Origin of the sequence: Xanthomarina arctica (assembly GCF_014638915.1) — a bacterium.
Lineage (GTDB): Bacteria > Bacteroidota > Bacteroidia > Flavobacteriales > Flavobacteriaceae > Xanthomarina > Xanthomarina arctica.
The window spans coordinates 976,815-998,456 of sequence record NZ_BMFQ01000001.1 but is presented as its reverse complement, the minus strand read 5'-3'; the positions used below and the strand labels follow the sequence as shown (position 1 = coordinate 998,456).

Genomic DNA, 21,642 nt, shown 5'->3' with positions numbered 1-21,642 from the left:
TGAGCGAAGTCGAAGTGAGTCGAAGTGAAATTATTACTAAAAAGATTCCTGCAAAACAGGAATCTTTTTATATTTACGTAAATACATCATATTCTATGGCATCTATATTCTCTAAAATAATTTCTGGTGAAATACCTTCGTATAAAATTGCAGAAACAGACGATTTCCTTGCTTTTTTGGACATTAATCCCAATGCAAAGGGTCACACGCTGTGTATTCCTAAAAAAGAAGTCAATAAAATTTTCGACCTAGATGAAAAAACATATTTAGAGCTTATGGCATTTTCGAGAAAAATAGCCATTGCTATAGAAAAAGCCATTCCTTGCAAACGTGTTGGAATGACTGTTGTTGGCCTCGAAGTACCACATGTACATGTGCATTTAATTCCTTTGAATTCTATGGAAGATATTAGGTTTCTTAATAAAACAGCTTTAACTCTTTCAGAGTTCCTAAATACAGCAAAAGCTATTAAAAGTCATTTATAAGTTTGAGAGTAAAGCGACTCCAATAATTAATACTACACTAAATATTAAAAGACCGATTATTAATGACCATGCCGCTCTTTTTAGTTTCTTTGAAGGTTTCTTTGGAGTAAATGCCTTTTGATGATAATTAAAAACACGCTCAATATCTTCAGTCCATTGTATTGGATAAATACTGGTATTGCAAGTACGACATTCTAATTGATGTGCCGTTTCGCTAGTAATGGATCTATAAAATTTAGTCTCTACAAACTTTTGTTTAAACGTTAATTCAAGCCCGCTGGTATTATAACACTCCGGACAGTTATTGTTTAAGGCAACCTCTTTTATTGTAATAAATTTCTCTCCCATAATTTAAATCGATTTCATTGAAATTTGCATGGTTGTCCCTTTTCCAATTTCCGAATTTAAAACTTTAATCTTACCTTGATGAAACTCTTCAATTATTCGTTTTGCAAGTGAAAGTCCTAAACCCCAACCTCTTTTCTTTGTTGTGTAACCGGGTTCAAAAATAGCATTAAATTGGCTCTTAGAAAGCCCTTTTCCTGTATCACTTACATTTATTTTTACCGTATTTTCCAATTGTGTAATTTCTATCCTTAATTTACCCCTACCTTTCATGGCATCAATGGCATTCTTAACTAAGTTTTCAATGGTCCAACTGTATAGTTGCTTGTTTAAATTTACATAAATTTCTTCAGAAGGAACAAGAATTTCAAATTCTATTAGTTTGGAACTTCTGGTTTTTAAATAATCGTAAGATTCTAGAGTCTCTTTAACAATGTCTGCTTTTTCAAGGGTAGGAAGTGAACCTATCTTACTAAAACGCTCTGTAATAGTTTGAAGTCTCGAAACGTCTTTTTCAATTTCTACTATGTATTCTGGATTGACATGTTCAGATTTTAATATTTCAGTCCATCCAATTAAAGAAGATAATGGTGTTCCAATTTGATGTGCCGTTTCTTTAGCCATTCCAGACCATAATTTGTTTTGAGCCGCAATTTTTGAACTTCGGTAGAAGAAATAAGCCACAGCACCAAATAAAAATATGATTAATAGTAAGGCTAAAGGATAGTATTTTAATTTGTTTAAAACCTCCGAATTCCCATAATACAAAGTACCATAAATAATTGTTTCCTTATTGATGTTATCTTCATAAGAAATAACAATGGGTTTGTTTTCCTCAGAAAATTGAATAATTAAATTTTTAATGGAAGTCTCTTTGTCAAATTTCTTTTCATCTATATTATTTGATATCAAAACACTTCCATCATTATAAACAAACATGGGATTTGTAATTTCAGACGTAAAAACTTTATCAACTAAAGGGTTGACATTTTCGTCTAAAGCATTGGAATTTATTTCTTGATAAGCAGCCGCCCAAATATCTAATTTAGACTGTTCTTCTATTTTAAATTTTTGAAAAAACACGTACGTGTTCCATAGAATAAGCGAAATAATACCAAAGGAAGCCACTACAATAATCCATCTGGTAAGATTTCTATGTTTGGAAAAAAGCATAAAACAAATTTTATTTTGAAATATAATGTAAAATCTGTTAATAATATTGTGTTACTAGCAAACAAATCATTTTTAGTTCCATGACAGATTTATTACATTTGTGCAAATCAAAAAAGATAAATGACATCATTCAATCCAAAAGATTTATCAGTAGGAAAGTTACATGGTTATCTGTTAAGTGCTGTAGCACCTAGACCTATAGCTTTTGCAAGTACCATGGATGAAAATGGAAACCCAAATCTATCTCCATTTAGCTTTTTTAACGTGTTTAGTGCCAATCCGCCCATTTTAATTTTCTCACCTGCACGTCGGGTTAGAAATAATACCACCAAGCATACTTTAGAAAACGTAAAACTTACTAAAGAAGTGGTGATTAATGTGGTTAATTACGATATGGTACACCAGGCATCGCTTAGTAGTACAGAATATCCCGAAGGTGTAAACGAATTTGAAAAAGCAGGGTTAACCATGCTAAAATCAGATTTAGTAAAACCTTTTAGAGTAGCCGAGTCTCCTATTCAACTTGAATGCAAAGTAATTGAAATTATTGCTTTAGGTGACGAAGGTGGTGCTGGAAACTTGGTAATATGTGAAGTTGTCAAACTTCATATCGACGAAGACGTTTTGGATGAAGAAGGCGTTATAGATCAAGAAAAACTAGATTTAGTTGCAAGAGCCGGTGGTAATTTTTACAGTCGTGCCAGAAATGGCTTTTTCGAATTACCAAAACCTCTAACAAGTTTAGGAATTGGTGTCGATAGTTTCCCAGAAGATGTTAAGAATAGCATGATTTTAACAGGAAACGATTTAGGCATGTTGGCAAATGTAAATGCATTACCAAGTGCAGAAGAAGTTAGTACATTTATCGAAACGGTTAGCGAACGTTATCCTGATATTAGAGCAGCTTCGCATAGAGAAAAGCATAAATTAGCTCATAATTATCTGAGTTTTGGTGACATAAATAGCGCCTGGAAAATATTATTATCATAAGTAGAATATCAAATTCCTAAAAAGGAATATTTAAATTAAATGTAGAAATGGAAGTACAAGGAAAAATTAAATTTATTGGAGAAACACAAACCTTTGGAAATAATGGGTTTAGAAAACGTGAAGTGGTTGTGACAACAGAAGAGCAATATCCACAACATATAATGGTGGAATTTGTTCAAGATAAAACCGATTTATTGAACAGTTTTCAAGCGGGTCAAAATGTGAAAATTAGTATTAATTTACGTGGAAGAGAATGGGCAAATCCTCAAGGCGAAATTAAATATTTTAATACAATTCAAGGTTGGAGAATTGAAGTTGCTCAACAAGATGCTTCAGGTGGCAACATGCCTCCAATGCCTCCAGCTGATGCTTTTGAACCAGCTAAAGATTTAAATGAAGACGATCACGACGATTTACCTTTTTAGGTGAAAGTTGTCATTCATTAGAATGAAAAATCTTATATATTTAACCTCAATGTGAAAACGTTGAGGTTTTTTTATACCATTCAAATATGATATCCTATTTAACACAAGAAATTATTTTTCCAAATGTCGAGCAAGCAGATCCTGATGGCTTGTTGGCACTTGGAGGCGATTTATCTGTGGAACGTTTGGTTCTTGCATATAAAAGTGGCATATTTCCTTGGTTTGAAAAAGACCAACCCATTTTGTGGTGGTCTCCAGATCCTAGATTTGTACTTTATCCTGAAAAATTAAAAGTCTCGAAAAGCATGAAACAGGTATTAAAAAATAGTGACTTTCTGGTAACGGTAAACCAAGATTTTAAAAGAGTAATTACGGAATGTTCTAATGCGAAAAGAGAGGGACAACCCGGAACTTGGATTACAAATAGCATGATAGATGGGTATGTAAACCTCCATGAGCAAGGTTTGGCAACATCTGTCGAAGTTTGGCAAGACAACAAAATAGTTGCAGGTTTTTATGGCGTCGATTTACAAAATGGTGTTTTTTGTGGAGAAAGTATGTTTACAACCGTTAGCAATGCGAGTAAAGTAGCCTTCATTACCTTCATACAAAACACAGATTATAAGCTTATAGATTGCCAAGTTTACACCAACCACTTAGCGAGTTTGGGAGCTGAAGATATTTCTAGAGAGGTATTTCTGGAGTATTTGAAATAAATATTGGAGCAATCTTCGAATGTTTCCAGTACAAATCTTTAAGTTATTTGCTCTCATATCTAAAACACCCAACCTCATGGTCGTTCACCAAACCTGTAGCCTGCATAAATGCATACATAACGGTTGAGCCAACAAACTTAAAACCACGCTTTTTCAAATCCTTACTCAAGGCATCAGAAATGGCGGTAGTTGGAGGCGCATCTTTATAATTTTCAAAGTTGCTTTTAATAGGTTTGTCATCCACAAACTTCCAAACATATTTACTGAAACTCCCAAATTCTTCCTGAAGTTCCATAAATAATTTGGCATTGGAAATGGCCGCATTTACTTTCAATTTATTCCTTATAATGCCCGCGTTTAGAAGGAGACTATCAACTTTATCTTGCTTATAATTAGCAATTTTTTTATAATCGAAATTATCAAAAGCTTTTCTGAAATTTTCACGTTTTCGCAAAATGGTAATCCAACTTAAACCAGCTTGAAAGGTTTCTAGGATTAGAAATTCAAAAAAAATAGCATCATCTTTTACAGGAACTCCCCATTCTTCATCATGATACGCTTCATATAAATCATCTCCTACACACCAACCACATTTAATTTTTGTCATTTAATCTAGTTTTTCTAGTTCTATTTCGTTTTCTACTTTTTAATTGAAACTCAGATATCAAAACAATTAAGAATATTAAAGCTATTAGATAACTTATATTTTTAAATAATTGAGATTCAGTTGTGGGAAAACCTTCAAAATAACTTAATTTCTCAAAAACTCTAATCACTACAAAGGATAAAACAGATATCCATTTCAACTTATTTAAAAATCTCATCTATTGTAAGTTTCTTCCTTAAAGATAGACATAGATATGACATAAATCATAAAACAAATAAGATTAACCCCTTATTTTTGCTAGAATATATATCACACCTATGGAACAAATAATAAAAGATAGTTTGAATAAGAGCATGTCTTATCAAGCATATAGAGAATTAGTGGCCGATCTAGTGGAAAACAATTCAACCACTGGAGATGATCAAGGCGAAGACATGGTAAATTATACCAAGTTAAACGAACAACGCATGAAACGTTGGGATAAAACTTTAAAGGTTTCAGATAGCATAAAAGAAGAACTTGCTAGTATTGACACCAAACAAACTTGGTTGGTTCTTACTGAAAGCTGGTGTGGCGATGCTGCCCATGTAGTTCCTGTATTTAATAAATTAGCTGAATTAAACGAAAACATCAACTTTAAAGTGGTACTTCGTGATGAAAATGAACTATTAATGAACCAATTTTTAACTAATGGTGGAAAATCCATTCCAAAATTGATTCTTATAGACGATGCATCTAATAGCGTGATAAATTCTTATGGTCCAAGACCAACGGGTGCAACGCAATTGGTATTAGATTACAAGACGAAACATGGTGAGATTACTCCAGAGTTTAAAGAAGAACTACAACAATGGTACAATAAGGATAAAGGACAAAATGTGATGAGCGATTTAATGAATTTGCTAACAGTTAGCGTTTAATTTTTCCCTTCAAAATAAAAGGTAACCGTCCCAATTTGAGAAGGTTTTGAAGCATCTTTGCTAAATCTAGCATCGTTGGCATAGTTCAACGCATGCTCTTTTAAACATTCATTATTAGATGCAGAAGATGCATTTATACTAGCATTTGTAACCAGTCCGGAAGCATTAACGGTTATATTGACTATTATTTTTCCGCCATCTTCACATAAGTAAATAGGCGTAGGTAAAAATTTGTGGGTTCTATTAACTAACGAATAACGCATACTACTCTTTTTATTAACAGATTGAGCGCTACTACTTGGTTTTCGTTTGTTTAAAACGTCGTTCATACTGCTGTAAGACGAGAGAACATCGTCGTCTATTTCTGAAGTGGCTGTAGTTGAACCAGATTCTGAAGCATCATCTTCCGACATGCTTTCTGAAGGTTTTGGTACATAATCTTTTGGTGGCGCAATAGGCTGATATGCTTGCGCAAACTTTTTATAATCTTGAGTTTCGTTAAAAGCTTTATTGGTTTCAGAAGCTTGTTTTTCTGCCGCTTCAGCTAATTTTTCAACTTCAAGTTCTTCAGGTGTTTTAGGTACTTCTGGCTCTAATAAATAATAACTTTCGGCCATTAATTCGCTTTGCTTTTTTAAATGAAAACTGAATAAAGAAAGCACAACAGTTCCTGCAAGAAACAAGGTAATTAAAAGCGATTTAAGTTTGTTAGATAAATTCAAAAGTCAATTATTGGGTATAAAAGCATGTAAAGCGTTATTCTAATATACGGAAAATAGCGCTATTTAGTTGTTAAGCTTTCTATAAAAGCCTCTGGAGTGAGAGCATTTTCAACATGAAAATCGCCAATTTTAGTACGTCTTAAAGCAGATAAATGAGATCCAGATTTTAAAGCTTTCCCAAAATCGTTTGCCAAAGAACGTATGTAAGTTCCTTTGCTACAAACCACTCTAAAATGAATGTTGTTATTTTCAATACCAGTAATTTCAAATTCAGAAATGGTAATTTTTCTTGAGCTAATTTCTACTTCTTCTCCTGCTCTAGCAAACTCATACAAGCGCTTTCCGTCTTTTTTTAAGGCCGAAAAAACTGGGGGATATTGTTCTATCTCTCCAATAAATTGTTTGGTGGCATCATGGATGGCTTTTTCGGTAATATGATCTGTAGGAAAAGTTTCGTTTATCTCGGTTTCTAAATCGAAGGAAGGTGTTGTGCCTCCTAAAACAAGTGTTCCTGTGTATTCTTTTATTTGTCCTTGAAACGTATCTATTTGCTTGGTCATTTTTCCAGTGCAAATAATTAGTAAGCCTGTAGCTAGCGGATCTAAAGTTCCGGCATGACCAACCTTAATTTTTTTAATGTTGAACGCGTGACGAATTTCCCAGCGAAGTTTATTCACTACTTGAAACGACGTCCAATTAAGAGGTTTGTCGATTAATAAAACCTGTCCGGAAAGAAAATAGTCAGCATCCATTTTATGAATTTAAAGATGAATAAACGATAGCTATCATACCTACAACTACACAATAAATAGCAAAATAACTAAGCTTGCTTTTCTTAACCAAACTAATCATCCAAGTACATGCAAATAGTCCTGAAACAAAAGCTGCAATAAATCCAGCACTTAAAGACATAAAACTTTCACTATTATAAGTTAAATCTCCTGTAAGAATGTCTTTGGCTATCTTTCCGAAAATTAATGGAACAACCATTAAAAATGAAAATCTAGCAGCTTTAGTTTTATCTGTACCTAATAATACCGATGCCGAGATAGTAGCTCCAGATCTTGAAATTCCTGGAAGCATGGCAATGGCTTGGGCAATTCCTATTATAAAGGCGTTTTTAAAAGTGACATTTTTGTCTGTGTCTTTGGCTTTGTCTGCTAGAAAAAGTAGAAAAGCTGTAATTAACAACATGAAACCTACTAATTGTAGGCTTCCTCCAAAAAGTTCCGCTAATTGAGACTCATAATTAAAGCCAATAATAACGGCAGGAATCATGGAAAGAACTATTTTAGATGCAAGTTTTGTGTCTTCATTCCATTGAAAAGAAAATACCCCTTTTAAAATAGAAAAAATATCTTTTCTAAAAATAACCATTGTACTTAAAGCCGTAGCAAAATGAAGTACCACAGTAAACATTAAGCTTTCTTGTGGGATAGAATGGTCGCCCAAAATGGCTTTTCCAATCTCTAAATGACCACTAGAAGAAACTGGAAGAAACTCGGTAAGACCTTGAATAATTCCTAAAATAACTGAATCAATAATATTCATGAAGTGAAATAATCAATATTTAAAAAACCAAATTCCAAAGAATAGGGCTAAAAATGTTAATGGAATTTGAAAGCTATTAATTGGTTTTTTTACCTTTATTTGGATTTAAAAGAATGGCATACACCTGAAAACCAAAACCAATTAACACTAAAGTTGGAGCCAACCTAATACGTCTAAAACTAAAGATATCTGGACTAAAAACATTTGGGTCGTCGCTTCCGCCTCCAGACATTAAAACAAATCCAACAGCAATACAAGCTAACCCAATAAGCATGAATTTGTAATTTTTCTTTCCGAAGATAAAGTCATCGTTTAAATGTTCTTTACGTTTTTGTTCTCCCATGATAAGTTTTTTAATCTTCTAATTCTTAGAAAGTGCAAATTAACAGTTTTATTTAAACTTAAACGTTAACAGATTCTAAAATTAGTAATACAGTTGGTCTGTTTTTAAATTTAAGAATCGTTGTGTGGCAATAAACGTGCTTATCCAAGTAATTATAATCCCTAATAAAAAGATACCTGCAAACAAGCCTCCAATTAAAATAGGGCTTTGTAAGAGATTTAATTCTGGAAATGTTTCATTTAAATAATAAAGCACAACGGCAACCCCAACTAAGGCTACAAGTGCTCCCACAATTCCTAAACGCACACTTTTCCATACAAAAGGTCTTCTAATAAATTGTTTCGTAGCACCAACCATTTGCATGGTTTTTATGGTAAAACGCTTAGAATAAACAGATAATCTTATAGAACTATTAATTAATAGAACGGCAATTAAAGTAAACACGCCACTTAAAACCAAAACCCAAAAGCTAATTTTCTTTACGTTATTGTTCATTAAAGTTACTAAGTCGTCGTCATAACGTACCTCATCCACAAAATTTTTGGAAATAGCTTCTTCTTTTATAGTTTCTAAATGTTCTGAAGTAACAAAGTCTGCTTTTAAATGCACATCAATGGAATTTTGCAACGGATTATAACCAAGAAACTCCATAAAATCCTCACCATTTTCGGCTTTCATAGATTCTGCAGCTTGTTCCTTAGAAACAAATTCTGTAGACTTTACATACTCAGACATGGCCAAGCTTTTTTCAAGCTGTTTAATTTCCACATCTTTGGCAACCTCCTTAAGGTAGATAGTTACAACAACTTGCTCCTTAAAATGATCGGAAACTTTCTTCGCATTTAGGATCAATAAACCAAGCAAGCCTAATAAAAATAGGACTAAAGCAATACTTAATACCACTGAAAAATAAGAAGAAATTAATCTGCGTTTTTGATAATTTTCAAAAGAAGAACTCATAGATGTTTTGTTAATGATGTAAAAATATAAAAGAATTCTATTCTGTTGTGGTTTACAACGTTTAAACTTTCAATATTATTATAATAAGTTTAAATTTGCCCTTTTACAAGCGAAAACCAAGACAATGCAATACCAATTTAACGAGATAGAAGCCAAATGGCAAAAATATTGGGCTGAGAATAAAACGTTTCAAGCCATAAATCATAGCGAAAAACCTAAATATTATGTTCTCGATATGTTTCCTTACCCAAGTGGAGCAGGATTACATGTTGGGCATCCGCTAGGTTATATTGCTAGTGATATTTATTCTCGGTACAAACGTCATAAAGGTTTTAATGTCTTGCATCCTCAAGGTTATGATAGTTTTGGATTGCCTGCAGAACAGTATGCGATTCAAACTGGACAACATCCTGCGTTGACAACTGAAGAAAATATTAAAACGTACAGACGTCAGTTAGATCAAATTGGATTTTCTTTCGATTGGTCGCGCGAAGTTAGAACGTCTGATCCAAGTTATTATAAATGGACCCAATGGATATTTATCCAGTTATTTGAATCTTGGTATAATAATGATAGTAATAAAGCCGAAGAGATTTCAACTTTAATAAACATATTTACTTTAGAAGGAAATGCCAACGTGAATGCTGTTTGCGATGATAACATCGATCCTTTTACAGCTGAAGATTGGAATAATTTTTCCTCTAAAAAACAACAAGAAATTCTTTTACAATATAGATTAACCTATTTAGCTGAAACCGAAGTAAACTGGTGTCCTGCTTTAGGAACCGTTTTGGCGAACGACGAAATAATTAACGGCGTTTCAGAACGTGGAGGTCATTCAGTAATAAGAAAAAAAATGACCCAATGGTCTATGCGAATTTCGGCTTATGCTGAAAGATTGCTTCAAGGCTTAGATTCGATAGATTGGAACGATTCCTTAAAAGAAAGTCAGAAAAACTGGATTGGAAAATCGGTTGGAGCTTCTGTAACTTTTAATGTTCTTCCTAATGTGGTCGCTGAGCGTAGTCGAAGTGAGCATGATGTGATTTCGACTACGCTCAATCACCAGATCGAAGTTTTCACAACAAGACCTGATACCATTTTCGGGGTTTCCTTTATGACATTAGCTCCAGAACACGAACTTGTATCACAAATTGTTACTGATGAACAGAAAGCTGAAGTGGAAGCTTACATCTTAGCGACTTCAAAACGTAGCGAACGCGATAGAATGGCAGATGTAAAAACCATTTCTGGCGCATTTACTGGTGCCTATGCAGAACATCCTTTTAGCAAAGAGCCTATTCCAATTTGGATAGGTGATTACGTATTAGCTGGGTATGGAACAGGAGCGGTTATGTCTGTACCTTGTGGAGACCAACGTGATTACGATTTTGCAAAACATTTTAGTATTCCTATTCCTAACATTTTTGAAGGGGTAGATATCACTGAAGAAGCTTACGCCTCAAAAGATAATGTCGTGATTGCAAATAGTGATTTCCTTAGTGGCTTGAACTATAAAAAAGCGTCTAAGCTGGCTATTTACGAGTTAGAAAAACTAGGTCAAGGCGAAGGCAAAACCAATTACAGATTACGTGATGCCGTATTTTCTAGACAACGATATTGGGGAGAACCCTTCCCTGTTTATTACGTTAATGGCATGCCACAAATGATTGATAAAGCACATTTACCAATTCGTTTGCCAGGAGTAGAAAAATATTTACCAACCGAAACTGGCGAGCCACCTTTAGGTCGTGCAGATGTTTGGGCTTGGGACACTAAACAGTGTTCAGTGGTCAGTAATCAGTTAATTGATAATGAAACTGTATTTCCTCTTGAATTAAACACCATGCCAGGTTGGGCAGGAAGTTCTTGGTATTTCTTTAGATATATGGACGCGCAAAACAACTTAGATTTCGCAAGTGAAGAGGCTCTTAAATACTGGGAAAATGTCGATTTATATATTGGTGGTAGCGAACATGCAACAGGACACCTACTCTATTCTCGCTTTTGGGTAAAATTCATGAAAGACAGAGGTTTCGTTGGTATCGAAGAACCTTTTAAAAAGCTGATAAACCAAGGAATGATTTTGGGAACAAGTGCTTTTGCTTACAGACTTAGCTATATGTTTGCTAATCCTAAAGAAGAAGAAAAAACTAATGCCAAATTATTAAAAAAATTAGAAAATATTTATATCTCTCATTCCGAATTTAGTAGTAAAGGGGATTTGAAATCTAATAAACTGTATTTAAAAGAGCTTAAAGTTAAGCTTGCAAAAATAGCTGGTTTGCAGGATGCTGATGCATTAGAAAACTTAATGATTGTTCCATTACCTATTCATGTAAAAGTACAATACGTTAATGCTTCAGACGAATTAGATATAGAAGGATTAAAGAAAGATGGTGAATTTGGAGAAGACTACAAAAGTGCTATTTTTATAGGAGAAAAAGGTGAAATTATTGAAGGTGACAATGATGTTTATAAAGTAGGTCGCGAAGTTGAAAAAATGTCTAAATCCAAATATAATGTCGTGAATCCTGACAGTATTTGTGAACAATATGGAGCAGATAGTTTAAGACTTTATGAAATGTTTCTTGGACCATTAGAACAATACAAACCATGGAATACAGCAGGTATTACAGGTGTACATGGTTTTCTTAAGAAATTATGGAAATTGTATGTTGGGGAAAACGGACTTAATGTTAATGATACCGAACCAACAAAAGACAATCTAAAAACACTTCATAAAACTATTAAAAAAGTAGAAGAAGATATTGAGAATTTCTCTTTCAACACCTCTGTTTCAACCTTTATGATTGCAGTAAACGAGCTAACGGCTCAAAAATGTACTAGCAAACAAGTTTTAGAACCTTTATTAGTTTTGTTATCACCTTATGCGCCACATATTGCTGAAGAATTATATAATAAATTAGGACATAACGAATCCATTTCAACTGCAGAGTTTCCAATATTTGATGCAAGTCATTTGGTAGAAAGTTCTAAAAATTATCCAATTTCTTTCAATGGTAAAATGCGTTTTACTTTAGAATTACCAATGGATATGAGCAAAGAAGATATTGAAGCAACCGTTATGGCTCACGAGAAAACTCAAGAACAATTACAAGGTAGAACGCCTAAAAAAGTCATTATTGTTCCTGGCAAGATTGTGAACATTGTAGGTTAAAAACTTCTGCCTTTTCAACGAAACTTTAGTGTCGCTGAAAAGGCAGGAATCTCATCATAAAAAATTAGAAGTCAGAATCTGAAGAGAGGTCATTACAAATATCTTTGAGTTCGAGGCGTCATATAAATATGACAAAATTTCCTAACAAATATTTGGCTTAGAATTTGATATATTTCATGTAACTTTATCTTTTAAAACAAAATAAAATGATTGGATATTATATATTAATAGGAGCCATTGGGCTTGTAAGTTGGTTGGTAAGTAATAAGCTTAAAAAGAAATTTGCTTTCTATTCTAAAGTGCAGTTACAAAACGGCATGAGTGGTAAAGAAATTGCCAAAAAAATGCTGGCAGATAATGGGATTACAGATGTAGAGGTTATTTCTACTCCAGGACAACTTACAGACCATTACAATCCTAAAAACAAAACGGTAAACTTAAGTGAATCCGTTTATAATCAAAGAAATGCTGCTTCTGCTGCTGTTGCAGCTCACGAATGTGGTCATGCTGTACAACACGCACAAGCTTATAGCTGGTTAACAATGCGTTCAACTTTGGTACCCATGGTTAGTGTTACTTCTGGAATGTCTCAATGGTTAATTATTGGTGGCTTAATTTTAGGTGGAGCGGCAGGAATTGGATTAGGTTGGTACGTAGCAGTTGCTGGTGTTATTTTTATGGGACTAGCAACCATCTTTAGTTTTATCACACTTCCTGTAGAATACGACGCGAGTAACAGAGCTTTGGCTTGGTTAAAAGCGAAAAACATGGTGACACCAGAAGAATACAAAGGCTCTGAAGATGCGCTTAAATGGGCTGCAAGAACCTATTTGGTAGCTGCAATTGGCGCTTTAGCATCCTTATTATATTGGGCGATGCAGGTTTTTGGCGGTAATAGAAACTAAAAATTAAAAGACATATTTTAAACCGAACACTTTTTAAAAAGTGTTCGGTTCTATTTTTTTATTACATTTAACAAACTAAAAAAACTACTTATGGAAAATCAAACGCCCAACCCTTTTGAGAACAATAAACCTAAGGTTTTACTAGCCACACTTTCTGCAACAGACAGAGTTGAATTTTACAAAAAAACCTATGCGCACGTTGCGGGTGGTGTTTTAGTCTTTATTTTATTTGAATACTTATTGCTTCAAAGTGATATGATAGTTCAATTTGCACTTTCAATGACGGAAGGTTTTAAATGGCTTATCATGTTAGGAGGTTTTATGTTTATAACCAACTATGCGGAAAAAATGACCATGAAATCACCTGATAAAAACAAGCAATACTTAGCTTTTGGTTTATACATTCTAGCTGAAGCTTTTATTTTTGTGCCTCTAATATATATTGCTGCTTACTACATGGATTCTGGTCCAGAAATGTTAAATCAAGCTGCCATTGTTACATTAGCTTTATTTACTGGCTTATCTGCTGTGGTTTTTCTAACTAAAAAAGACTTTTCATTTTTAAAAACAGGATTAACCATCGGTTTCTTTATTGCTATTGGATTAATTATAGCCGGAACCATCTTTGGTTTTAACATGGGTCTTTGGTTTTCTGCAGGTATGTGTTTATTGGCCGGAGGTTCTATCTTATATCAAACATCTAATTTGGTTAATAAATACAGTACCGACGATTATATTCCTGCAGCCTTAGGACTGTTTGCATCCTTAATGTTATTATTCTGGTATGTGTTGAGTATTTTTATGTCTAAAGATTAATATAACCGTATAAAAAACATAAAACCTTCAGCATACTATATGTTGAAGGTTTTTTTATGGATGAATATCAACTCATTAATTTCAAAAAAAGTTATTCCTCGTAACTTTTTCAAATTTAAATATATAATTGGAGTTACATTCTAAAAGGAAATATTACTCCTATTCTAATTATACCGAGAAAGTTAAAAAAAACTCCTGATTTCTCAGGAGCCTTTTATTATAATTTAATCTGTCTATCTATTTGCTGATTCAAAGAAATGAAGGTTTCAGTTCTGGAAACTCCTTCAATAGATTGAATGTCCTTGTTTAATAAGTGCATTAAATGCTCATTGTCTTTACAAAGTATTTTAATAAAAACACTCCAATTTCCAGTAGTGTAATGACATTCCAATACTTCAGGAATTTTCTGAAGTTGCTTAACAGCTTCCGGATTACTCATGGCTTTATCTAAATAAATACCAACAAAAGCCATGGTTGTATACCCTAAAACTTTTGGGTTAATTACAAATTTAGAACCAGAAATAATACCTGATTTTTCTAGTTTACGCAAGCGCTGATGAATAGCAGCTCCAGAAATACCTACCAGTCTGGCAATTTCCAAAATCGGTGTTCTGGCATCGCCCATTAAAGCGCGAAGTATGGCTTTATCGATTCCGTCTATTTCAATATTTTGATTAACAACTTTCAAATAATGGAGTTTATAAGTTTAAAGGGTTGTATCCCAAATATGGCACTTCAGTTTCCTTAAAAGTAATTCCATAAGCTTCTAATTCCTTTAAAATAGGTTCGTAAACTTCTTTAGTAATAGGAATTTGAACTCCAGGAGTAACAATTTTTTTATTTAAAATAGCTAAGGCCGCAATAGCAACTGGCAAACCAACGGTTTTAGACATTGCTGTATAAACTCTATCTTCTCCAAGTGTTACCATAGTTGCATCTATTTGATGCATTTTTCCTTCCAATTTGTACCCAAATTTATGATACATCACTATCATATCCTTGTCGTTATCATTTAAGGTCCAACTATCTTCTAATATTCTTTGAAGAATTTGTGCTGGAGTTCCCTTTTTGAGTTCAACCATTTTTTTATTGCTAAAAAGGTCTAATTCTAAAAGTTTATCCCAAACAATATCATCCTGGTCTATTTTTAAAGCGTGTCTAAATTTTAGTTCAACTGAATCTGTTGGACTATAAGGTAGAAATGCATTCACAAAATCGCGATAGCTCATGTTTTCGCTATCGTCTATTGTATATTCATCATCTGTCATTCCTAATTGAACAAACATATTCCAGGCTCTTGAAAACCCAACACGTCGCATAGTACCACGATAGAGAGTTTTTACATGGTCTAAACCATAAGCCGACTGATATTTTAAAGAATCTCTATTAGCATAACCTTCAAAACGTCCATAACCTTCTACATCTAAAAACTCGGTACGTCTAAATAATCTATTGTATGGAATATACTTATAAGTGCCTTCTTGCAAAAACTTTGCTGCACCACCTTGTCCAGCAACTACTACATTTCTAGGGTTCCAAGTAAATTTATAATTCCATAAATTGTTATCACTTTCTGGGGCAACTAAACCACCTGTAAAAGATTCAAACAAAATAATTTCGCCTCCTTTGTCTCTAATTTTATCAATAACATGCATGGCGCTCATATGATCTAGCCCTGGGTCAACACCAATTTCATTCATAAAAATGAGGCCTTTATCGGTTGCTGCTTTGTCCAGCTTGTGCATTTCTTCACTTACATAGGAAGCTGTTACCATGTTTTTATTAAAAGTAATACAATCTTTAGCAACTTCTATATGATAACGTGCTGGCAACATGGAAATCACAATATCAGAACCTTGTATCGCCTGTTCTCTTGATTTTTTATCGAAAACATCAAGCATAATAGCTTGTGCATTTTCATGGTCTCCTATTAGCTTTTTGGCATTTGTAAAATTAACATCACCAACAATGATGAGCAAATTTTCTTGTTCAGACTTGTCTAACAAGTATTTTATAAGGTATGATGCAGATTTTCCTGCACCAATAATCAAAATCTTTCGCATAATGAGATTTGTTGAGTATTTTTGTAATCACGAAAGTAATAAATACAAAGGGTTTTAAAAACTCTATAACTTAATTTATATGAACAAAAAAATATTAATTGCTGCAAGTATTTTAGGTGTTTTAAGTGTTATTTTGGGTGCCTTTGCCGCTCATGGCTTAAAAGAATCAATTTCGGAACAGGCCTTAGGAACTTTCGAAACTGGAGTTAAATACCAAATGTATCATGCACTCTTACTCTTGTTTGTTGGAAGCTCTACTTATGTGAGTTTGAGCTCTAAAAAAGCTATCTTTTATTTAGTATTAGTAGGATTGATCTGTTTTTCAGGCTCCATTTATGGATTAGCTACAAACGAATTAACTAGCTTTAATTTTAAAAGTATTGGATTTATAACACCAATTGGTGGTCTGTTATTAATTATTTCATGGATAATATTGTTAATAAACTTTTTAAGAATCAAGACTGATAATTTGTAAAATAGGTGCTTAGTTTAAATTAAAATTATAATTTTGCACTTTAAACAACACAAAATAATTATGGTTGATCATACCCAAAGTGCGAAATCGATTTCGTTAGAACAATACGGAATCAAAAATGCCAAAGTGCAATATCAATTATCACCAAAACAACTTCACGATTTAACGATAGCTAAAGGACAAGGTGTGGAAGCATCCTCTGGAGCATTAGCAGTAAATACTGGAGAATTTACAGGAAGATCTCCTCAAGACAGATTTATTGTTAAAGACAGTATTACTGAAGATAAAATTTGGTGGGGAAATATAAACATCCCTTTTGAATCTGATACATTTCAAAAATTATACGACAAAGTAACTAATTACTTATCTGACAAAGAAGTCTTTGTGAGAGATAGCTACGCTTGCGCAGACGAAAAATACAAATTAAACATTCGAGTTATTACCGAAACACCTTGGAGCAACATGTTTGCTTACAATATGTTTTTACGCCCTACCGAAGAAGAGTTGAAAAACTTTACACCAGAATGGACCATAGTAAATGCTCCAGGATTTATGGCAGACCCAGAAGTTGATGGAACACGTCAACACAACTTTGCCATTTTAGATTTTACTAGAAAAATAGCTTTAATTGGTGGAACAGGTTACACTGGAGAAATTAAAAAAGGTATTTTTTCTGCTTTAAACTTTATACTTCCTGTATTTAAAAATACCTTACCAATGCACTGTAGTGCCAATGTAGGAGAAAATGATGATACAGCCATTTTCTTTGGTCTTTCTGGAACAGGAAAAACAACACTTTCTGCAGATCCATCTCGTAAATTAATTGGAGACGACGAACACGGTTGGACAAAAGAAAACACAGTCTTTAATTTTGAAGGAGGTTGTTATGCTAAAGTTATCAACCTATCAGAGGAGAACGAACCAGATATTTTTAATGCCATTAAGCCAGGAGCTATTCTTGAGAATGTTATTATGAATGACAAAGGAGAGGTTCAATTTGAAGACACATCCATTACTCAAAATACACGTGTAAGTTACCCTATTGAACATATAAAAAACATTCAAGTTCCATCTATTGGAAAAAACCCTAAAAACATTTTCTTTTTAACTGCAGATGCTTTTGGTGTGTTACCTCCAATTTCACGATTAACTCCAGGTCAAGCAGCTTATCATTTTATTTCAGGTTATACTGCAAAAGTAGCTGGAACAGAAGCAGGAATTGATGAACCATTACCAAGCTTCTCGGCTTGTTTTGGCGCACCTTTTATGCCTTTGCATCCAACGAAGTATGCTGAAATGTTAAGTGCCAAAATGAAAGAAACTGGAGTGAACGTTTGGCTAATTAATACTGGTTGGACTGGTGGACCTTATGGCGTAGGAAGTCGAATTAAATTAAAATATACAAGAGCTATGATTACCGCAGCTCTTAATGGTGATTTAGACGAAATAACTCCAGAAACTTATAGAACGCATTCAGTGTTTGGTCTAAAACAACCTAGATCTTGTCCAGGGGTTCCAACCGAAGTTTTAAGCTCTAGGTTAACATGGAATGATGACGAAAAATATTACAAAACCGCTTATAAACTTTCTGAATCTTTTAGAGAAAATTTTAAAAAATTCGAAGAGTTTGCTAACGATGAGATCCTTGCAGGAGCTCCAAATGTAAAATAAATTAGTTAAAAGAACCTAAAAGTCAGCTATATAGCTGACTTTTTTTTTGGTTACCATTTCATAAACATTTAATTTTATACTGTTAATTACAATTCAAACATTATGAAAAAAAATACATATTTAATGGCATTATTTTTTGCCTTTTTTTCTCTAACGTATGGTCAAATCACATTAATTCCAGATGCTATTTTTGAGACGCGATTGGTTAATGCTGGCATTGACACAGATGGAGCTGTAAATGGCCAAATGTTGACTGCGGATGCAAATTCTTTCACCGGCCTTTTATCCTTGAGCAATCGTGGTATATCCGATTTAACTGGAATTGAAGCCTTTACTAATATAACGGCACTAAATGTTGATTGGAACAATATTACTAACTTAGATTTAACAAACAACACTTTATTAACTAGCGTTAATGCAACTGGTTGTTCTCTTCTAACCTCATTAAATGTCACAGGACTTACTAATTTATCTGAAATGCTTTTTGCAGGTGCAAGTTTAGCTAGTCTGGATGTTACAACAAACTCGGGCCTTACATTCTTAAATATCAGATATAATAATGTAACCAGTTTAGATTTATCTCAAAACCATATTATAACTACTGTTCACTTAAAGGATAATGGCTTAACTTATTTAGATTTAAGAAATGGAAATCAAGATAATATGATCTATTTTGATTCAGACGACAACCATAATTTACCATGCATTTTTTTCGATGATTCTTCTGTTATTGATATAGATGAACATATTGTTTGGTTTTTTGATGATTTAACTCTTTGTATGGTGGACAATGAAGCACAATGTAGCTCATGCCTTCAGACTCTATCAATAAATGATACAATCGAGACCGCTTTTAACATGTACCCAAACCCTGCAAATGGACTATTGCATATAACAACTAAGTTACCTCATGCGGTAGTTAGCATTTACAGTATAACAGGCAAAGTTATCTTAACAAAAAACTTAACTGATACTGATAACTTAATTGATGTTTCTGAATTGGCTTCAGGTCTTTATTTAGCTAGATTTAGCTCAGACAATCAAATAGACACTAAAAAATTAGTGATAAATTAAGTATCGATTACTAAAACAAACAAAAAAAAGACTGTCTTATAAGACAGTCTTTTTTTGTTTTAATAAAGGTTTTTAAAACTACGCTTTAGCTTTATCTGCACAACATGCCATTTTACAATCTGCTTTGCAAGCCATTGTTTTGTCTGTTGAAGTTTCAGATGACTCAGCTTTTTTTTGTCTACACAACAAGCCTTATTATAGTCTTTATCACAGATTTAATTTTCACCAAAAGCATCAACGCTATGCATGTCTGTTACAGAATACATATCTCCTGTTTTCTTAACAACTTCCTCTAAAGAAGTAGGAGTTACTTTGGCTTCATCATATTCAACCATAGCTAATTTTTTGTCAAAATCTACAGTCGCAGATTTTACACCTTCCATTTTAGCCATTTTCTTTTCAATGGTTTTTGCACAACCCATTGCACAAGTCATACCCTCAATAGTAAATTCTGCCTTAGCATAAGTGGCATTTGGATCTAAAGTAACTACTTCCTCTGTAGCTGTTTCAACCTCAACCGTCACAACTTCTGGAGCTGTTTCGTTCTTACAAGCTGTTACAAAAACAGTTAATAGTATTAACCCGATAATATTTTTTAATGATTTCATTTGTATTATAAATTTATTTAGTTACAAAATTAGTAATTATTACTGTTTATTGTATCTAAAATCCCAATTTTGTGCTTTGAAATAAATCTATGAAACATATTCAAGTGAAATGGTTATATCTCTTTATCCTATCGATAATTTGGGGAAGCTCTTTTATATTAATTAAAAAATCACTTCTAGGACTAACACCTTATCAGTTAGGATCTTTAAGAACCGTTATAACTGCTATCTTTTTATTATTAGTTGGTTATAAAAAACTAAAACAAATTAATAAAAAACAATGGAAATGGATTGCACTTTCCGGGTTTATAGGCTCGTTTATTCCTGCCTACTTATTTGCCATTGCAGAAACCGAAATAGATAGTTCTGTAACTTCTATTTTAAATTCTTTGGTGCCATTAAACACCATATTATTAGGATTTGCAGTTTTTAGAATTTCATCTACCAGACGCCAGGTTTTGGGAGTTATTGTAGGTTTTATTGGAACAGCTATTCTAATTCTTAAAGGCTCTGAATTAAATCCAGAACAAAACTATTTATACGCAGGGTTTGTAATTCTTTCTACCGTCATGTATGGCTTAAATGTAAACATTATAAAAAGGCATTTACAAGATGTTAAACCTTTAGCTATAGCTTCAGGAAATTATATAATTATAGTCATTCCAGCCCTTATAATTCTATTCCTATCCGATTTTTTTAATACAGAAACTTTTCAAAACCCCCATTTTAAAATGTCATTGGTTTATGTAACAATTTTGTCTTTTTTCGGAACGGCTTTAGCAAAAGTATTGTTCAATAAATTAATTCAGATGTCAACCCCTGTTTTTGCTTCATCCGTTACTTATATCATGCCAATAGTAGCTTTAATTTGGGGTGTTTTAGATGGTGAGACATTTACACCCTTACAAGGTTTTGCAACAATTATTATTTTAATAGGTGTTTATCTTTCACACCAAAAATCGAGTAATACAATTATATTAGGGAAACAATAAGGTCGCTTTATTAATTTTAGGTAACATCCTAAAATTAATCCGTCCAATTAAATCCCAAAAAATTATGCTTTTTGCAAAATATTCACGAAATTTAAAAGCCTAATTATTTAAATATGAATGCTTCAGCAAAAATTTCCATAAAATATGGGTTACTAACAGCCATATCATTAATAATATATTTTGTAATATTAAAAATTTTAGGATGGCATACCAATCCCTTTTTAAGATTATTTAATGGAGTCATTATGGCTTTTGGAATTTACTCTGTCCTAAAACAATATAAACTAATATCTGGGACGACTTTTACTTATATTAATGGGTTTAAAACGGGTTTACTAACTGGCTTTCTTGCTACTTTTGTATTTGCCATATTTATGGCCATCTATTTTTTCCATTTGGATGTAGAATTTATGAACACTTTGCTAAAAGAATGGTTTTACGATTACAATCATGGCGGAGGCATATTAATTTTCATTATTTTAATAGAAGGACTATCCTCAACGACTATTCTCACCTTAACTTTCATGCAAATTTTTAAAAACAGTAAAAATGTGCCTCAAAACAATTAAAACGTTTGTAATTTAATTAATTAGCAGTATATTTGCACCCGCTTTCCTATA

At 33.1% G+C, this 21,642-nt stretch carries 24 protein-coding genes; 13 read left to right on the top strand and 11 right to left on the bottom strand.

The genetic code is table 11. The annotated features are described in order from the left end of the window. Positions 1 to 95 precede the first annotated feature (95 nt). Positions 96 to 485, top strand: coding sequence for an HIT family protein (locus tag IEV77_RS04370; protein WP_188462195.1), 390 nt, complete (start codon positions 96 to 98; stop codon positions 483 to 485). On the opposite strand, the gene IEV77_RS04365 is transcribed toward IEV77_RS04370, so the two are convergent. Together IEV77_RS04365 and IEV77_RS04360 are read right to left on the bottom strand one after the other, a co-directional pair. Next, entirely contained in the window at positions 480 to 833 is a 354-nt protein-coding gene (locus IEV77_RS04365) for a hypothetical protein (protein ID WP_188462193.1), read from the bottom strand. The genes IEV77_RS04370 and IEV77_RS04365 overlap by 6 nt on opposite strands. Before the next feature lie 3 nt (positions 834 to 836). Next, entirely contained in the window at positions 837 to 2,003 is a 1,167-nt protein-coding gene (locus tag IEV77_RS04360) for a sensor histidine kinase (RefSeq protein WP_188462191.1), read from the bottom strand. Positions 2,004 to 2,123: 120 nt separating this feature from the next. On the opposite strand from IEV77_RS04360, the gene IEV77_RS04355 reads away from it, so the two are divergent. The 3 genes from IEV77_RS04355 (at position 2,124) to aat (ending at position 4,134) form a co-directional block, all read left to right on the top strand. Continuing rightward, a complete protein-coding gene (locus IEV77_RS04355) occupies positions 2,124 to 2,993 on the top strand; it encodes a flavin reductase family protein (RefSeq protein ID WP_188462189.1) in 870 nt (289 codons plus the stop codon). 47 nt (positions 2,994 to 3,040) lie between these two features. After that, a complete protein-coding gene (locus IEV77_RS04350) occupies positions 3,041 to 3,418 on the top strand; it encodes a DUF3127 domain-containing protein (protein ID WP_188462187.1) in 378 nt (125 codons plus the stop codon). Between the two features lie 86 nt (positions 3,419 to 3,504). Next, positions 3,505 to 4,134 (top strand): leucyl/phenylalanyl-tRNA--protein transferase, encoded by a 630-nt coding sequence (gene aat, locus IEV77_RS04345; protein ID WP_373282321.1) that lies wholly within the window; start codon positions 3,505 to 3,507, stop codon positions 4,132 to 4,134. A 43-nt stretch (positions 4,135 to 4,177) separates the two neighbouring features. Here the strand turns inward: aat and IEV77_RS04340 are convergent, their stop codons facing one another. Beyond that, on the bottom strand, positions 4,178 to 4,741 hold the full coding sequence (locus IEV77_RS04340) for a DNA-3-methyladenine glycosylase I (RefSeq protein WP_188462185.1): 564 nt from the start codon (positions 4,739 to 4,741) through the stop codon (positions 4,178 to 4,180). Positions 4,742 to 5,058: 317 nt separating this feature from the next. Between IEV77_RS04340 and IEV77_RS04335 the strand changes: the two genes are divergently transcribed. After that, positions 5,059 to 5,661 (top strand): thioredoxin family protein, encoded by a 603-nt coding sequence (locus IEV77_RS04335; protein ID WP_188462183.1) that lies wholly within the window; start codon positions 5,059 to 5,061, stop codon positions 5,659 to 5,661. Here the strand turns inward: IEV77_RS04335 and IEV77_RS04330 are convergent. From IEV77_RS04330 to IEV77_RS04310, 5 genes are all read right to left on the bottom strand, one after another. Beyond that, a complete protein-coding gene (locus IEV77_RS04330; protein ID WP_229736574.1) occupies positions 5,658 to 6,383 on the bottom strand; it encodes an energy transducer TonB family protein in 726 nt (241 codons plus the stop codon). The two genes, IEV77_RS04335 and IEV77_RS04330, sit on opposite strands and share 4 nt — an antisense overlap. 59 nt (positions 6,384 to 6,442) lie before the next feature. Beyond that, positions 6,443 to 7,135 carry a tRNA pseudouridine(55) synthase TruB gene (truB, locus tag IEV77_RS04325; protein ID WP_188462181.1) on the bottom strand — a complete coding sequence of 231 codons (693 nt, stop codon included), beginning with the start codon at positions 7,133 to 7,135 and terminating at the stop codon, positions 6,443 to 6,445. Between the two features lies 1 nt (position 7,136). Further along, the gene (locus tag IEV77_RS04320; RefSeq protein ID WP_188462179.1) at positions 7,137 to 7,934 is read right to left on the bottom strand and encodes an undecaprenyl-diphosphate phosphatase; all 798 of its coding nucleotides are present in this window, start codon (positions 7,932 to 7,934) and stop codon (positions 7,137 to 7,139) included. 76 nt (positions 7,935 to 8,010) lie between these two features. After that, entirely contained in the window at positions 8,011 to 8,277 is a 267-nt protein-coding gene (locus tag IEV77_RS04315) for a DUF3098 domain-containing protein (protein WP_188462177.1), read from the bottom strand. An 81-nt stretch (positions 8,278 to 8,358) separates the two neighbouring features. Continuing rightward, on the bottom strand, positions 8,359 to 9,237 hold the full coding sequence (locus IEV77_RS04310; protein WP_188462175.1) for a cell division protein FtsX: 879 nt from the start codon (positions 9,235 to 9,237) through the stop codon (positions 8,359 to 8,361). Between the two features lie 124 nt (positions 9,238 to 9,361). On the opposite strand from IEV77_RS04310, the gene IEV77_RS04305 reads away from it, so the two are divergent. The 3 genes from IEV77_RS04305 to IEV77_RS04295 all read left to right on the top strand — a co-directional run bounded on the left by IEV77_RS04305 (position 9,362) and on the right by IEV77_RS04295 (position 14,139). Further along, complete coding sequence (locus IEV77_RS04305) at positions 9,362 to 12,418, top strand: leucine--tRNA ligase (protein ID WP_188462173.1); 3,057 nt, start codon at positions 9,362 to 9,364, stop codon at positions 12,416 to 12,418. A 206-nt stretch (positions 12,419 to 12,624) separates the two neighbouring features. Continuing rightward, a complete protein-coding gene (locus IEV77_RS04300; protein WP_188462172.1) occupies positions 12,625 to 13,323 on the top strand; it encodes a zinc metallopeptidase in 699 nt (232 codons plus the stop codon). Positions 13,324 to 13,413: 90 nt separating this feature from the next. Next, positions 13,414 to 14,139 carry a Bax inhibitor-1/YccA family protein gene (locus tag IEV77_RS04295; RefSeq protein WP_188462170.1) on the top strand — a complete coding sequence of 242 codons (726 nt, stop codon included), beginning with the start codon at positions 13,414 to 13,416 and terminating at the stop codon, positions 14,137 to 14,139. Between the two features lie 217 nt (positions 14,140 to 14,356). On the opposite strand, the gene IEV77_RS04290 is transcribed toward IEV77_RS04295, so the two are convergent. Together IEV77_RS04290 and IEV77_RS04285 are read right to left on the bottom strand one after the other, a co-directional pair. Continuing rightward, positions 14,357 to 14,827, bottom strand: a complete 471-nt coding sequence (locus IEV77_RS04290; RefSeq protein WP_188462169.1) for an Lrp/AsnC ligand binding domain-containing protein — start codon at positions 14,825 to 14,827, stop codon at positions 14,357 to 14,359. 10 nt (positions 14,828 to 14,837) lie between these two features. Further along, the gene (locus IEV77_RS04285; RefSeq protein WP_188462168.1) at positions 14,838 to 16,202 is read right to left on the bottom strand and encodes a saccharopine dehydrogenase family protein; all 1,365 of its coding nucleotides are present in this window, start codon (positions 16,200 to 16,202) and stop codon (positions 14,838 to 14,840) included. A gap of 79 nt (positions 16,203 to 16,281) precedes the next feature. Here IEV77_RS04285 and IEV77_RS04280 point away from each other — a divergent pair, with 79 nt between their 5' ends. From IEV77_RS04280 to IEV77_RS04270, 3 genes are all read left to right on the top strand, one after another. Next, a complete protein-coding gene (locus IEV77_RS04280; RefSeq protein ID WP_188462167.1) occupies positions 16,282 to 16,677 on the top strand; it encodes a DUF423 domain-containing protein in 396 nt (131 codons plus the stop codon). A 60-nt stretch (positions 16,678 to 16,737) separates the two neighbouring features. Then, positions 16,738 to 18,348: a phosphoenolpyruvate carboxykinase (ATP) gene (pckA, locus tag IEV77_RS04275; RefSeq protein WP_188462166.1), complete on the top strand. Its 1,611-nt coding sequence runs from the start codon at positions 16,738 to 16,740 to the stop codon at positions 18,346 to 18,348. A 102-nt stretch (positions 18,349 to 18,450) separates the two neighbouring features. Further along, entirely contained in the window at positions 18,451 to 19,422 is a 972-nt protein-coding gene (locus IEV77_RS04270; RefSeq protein WP_188462165.1) for a T9SS type A sorting domain-containing protein, read from the top strand. A 215-nt stretch (positions 19,423 to 19,637) separates the two neighbouring features. Here IEV77_RS04270 and IEV77_RS04265 read toward each other — a convergent pair whose 3' ends face one another. Next, positions 19,638 to 20,030, bottom strand: a complete 393-nt coding sequence (locus IEV77_RS04265; RefSeq protein ID WP_229736573.1) for a heavy-metal-associated domain-containing protein — start codon at positions 20,028 to 20,030, stop codon at positions 19,638 to 19,640. An 89-nt stretch (positions 20,031 to 20,119) separates the two neighbouring features. On the opposite strand from IEV77_RS04265, the gene IEV77_RS04260 reads away from it, so the two are divergent. After that, the gene (locus tag IEV77_RS04260) at positions 20,120 to 21,022 is read left to right on the top strand and encodes a DMT family transporter (RefSeq protein WP_188462164.1); all 903 of its coding nucleotides are present in this window, start codon (positions 20,120 to 20,122) and stop codon (positions 21,020 to 21,022) included. A 113-nt stretch (positions 21,023 to 21,135) separates the two neighbouring features. Next, complete coding sequence (locus tag IEV77_RS04255) at positions 21,136 to 21,591, top strand: DUF4199 domain-containing protein (protein WP_188462163.1); 456 nt, start codon at positions 21,136 to 21,138, stop codon at positions 21,589 to 21,591. The last annotated feature ends 51 nt before the right edge of the window (positions 21,592 to 21,642 follow it).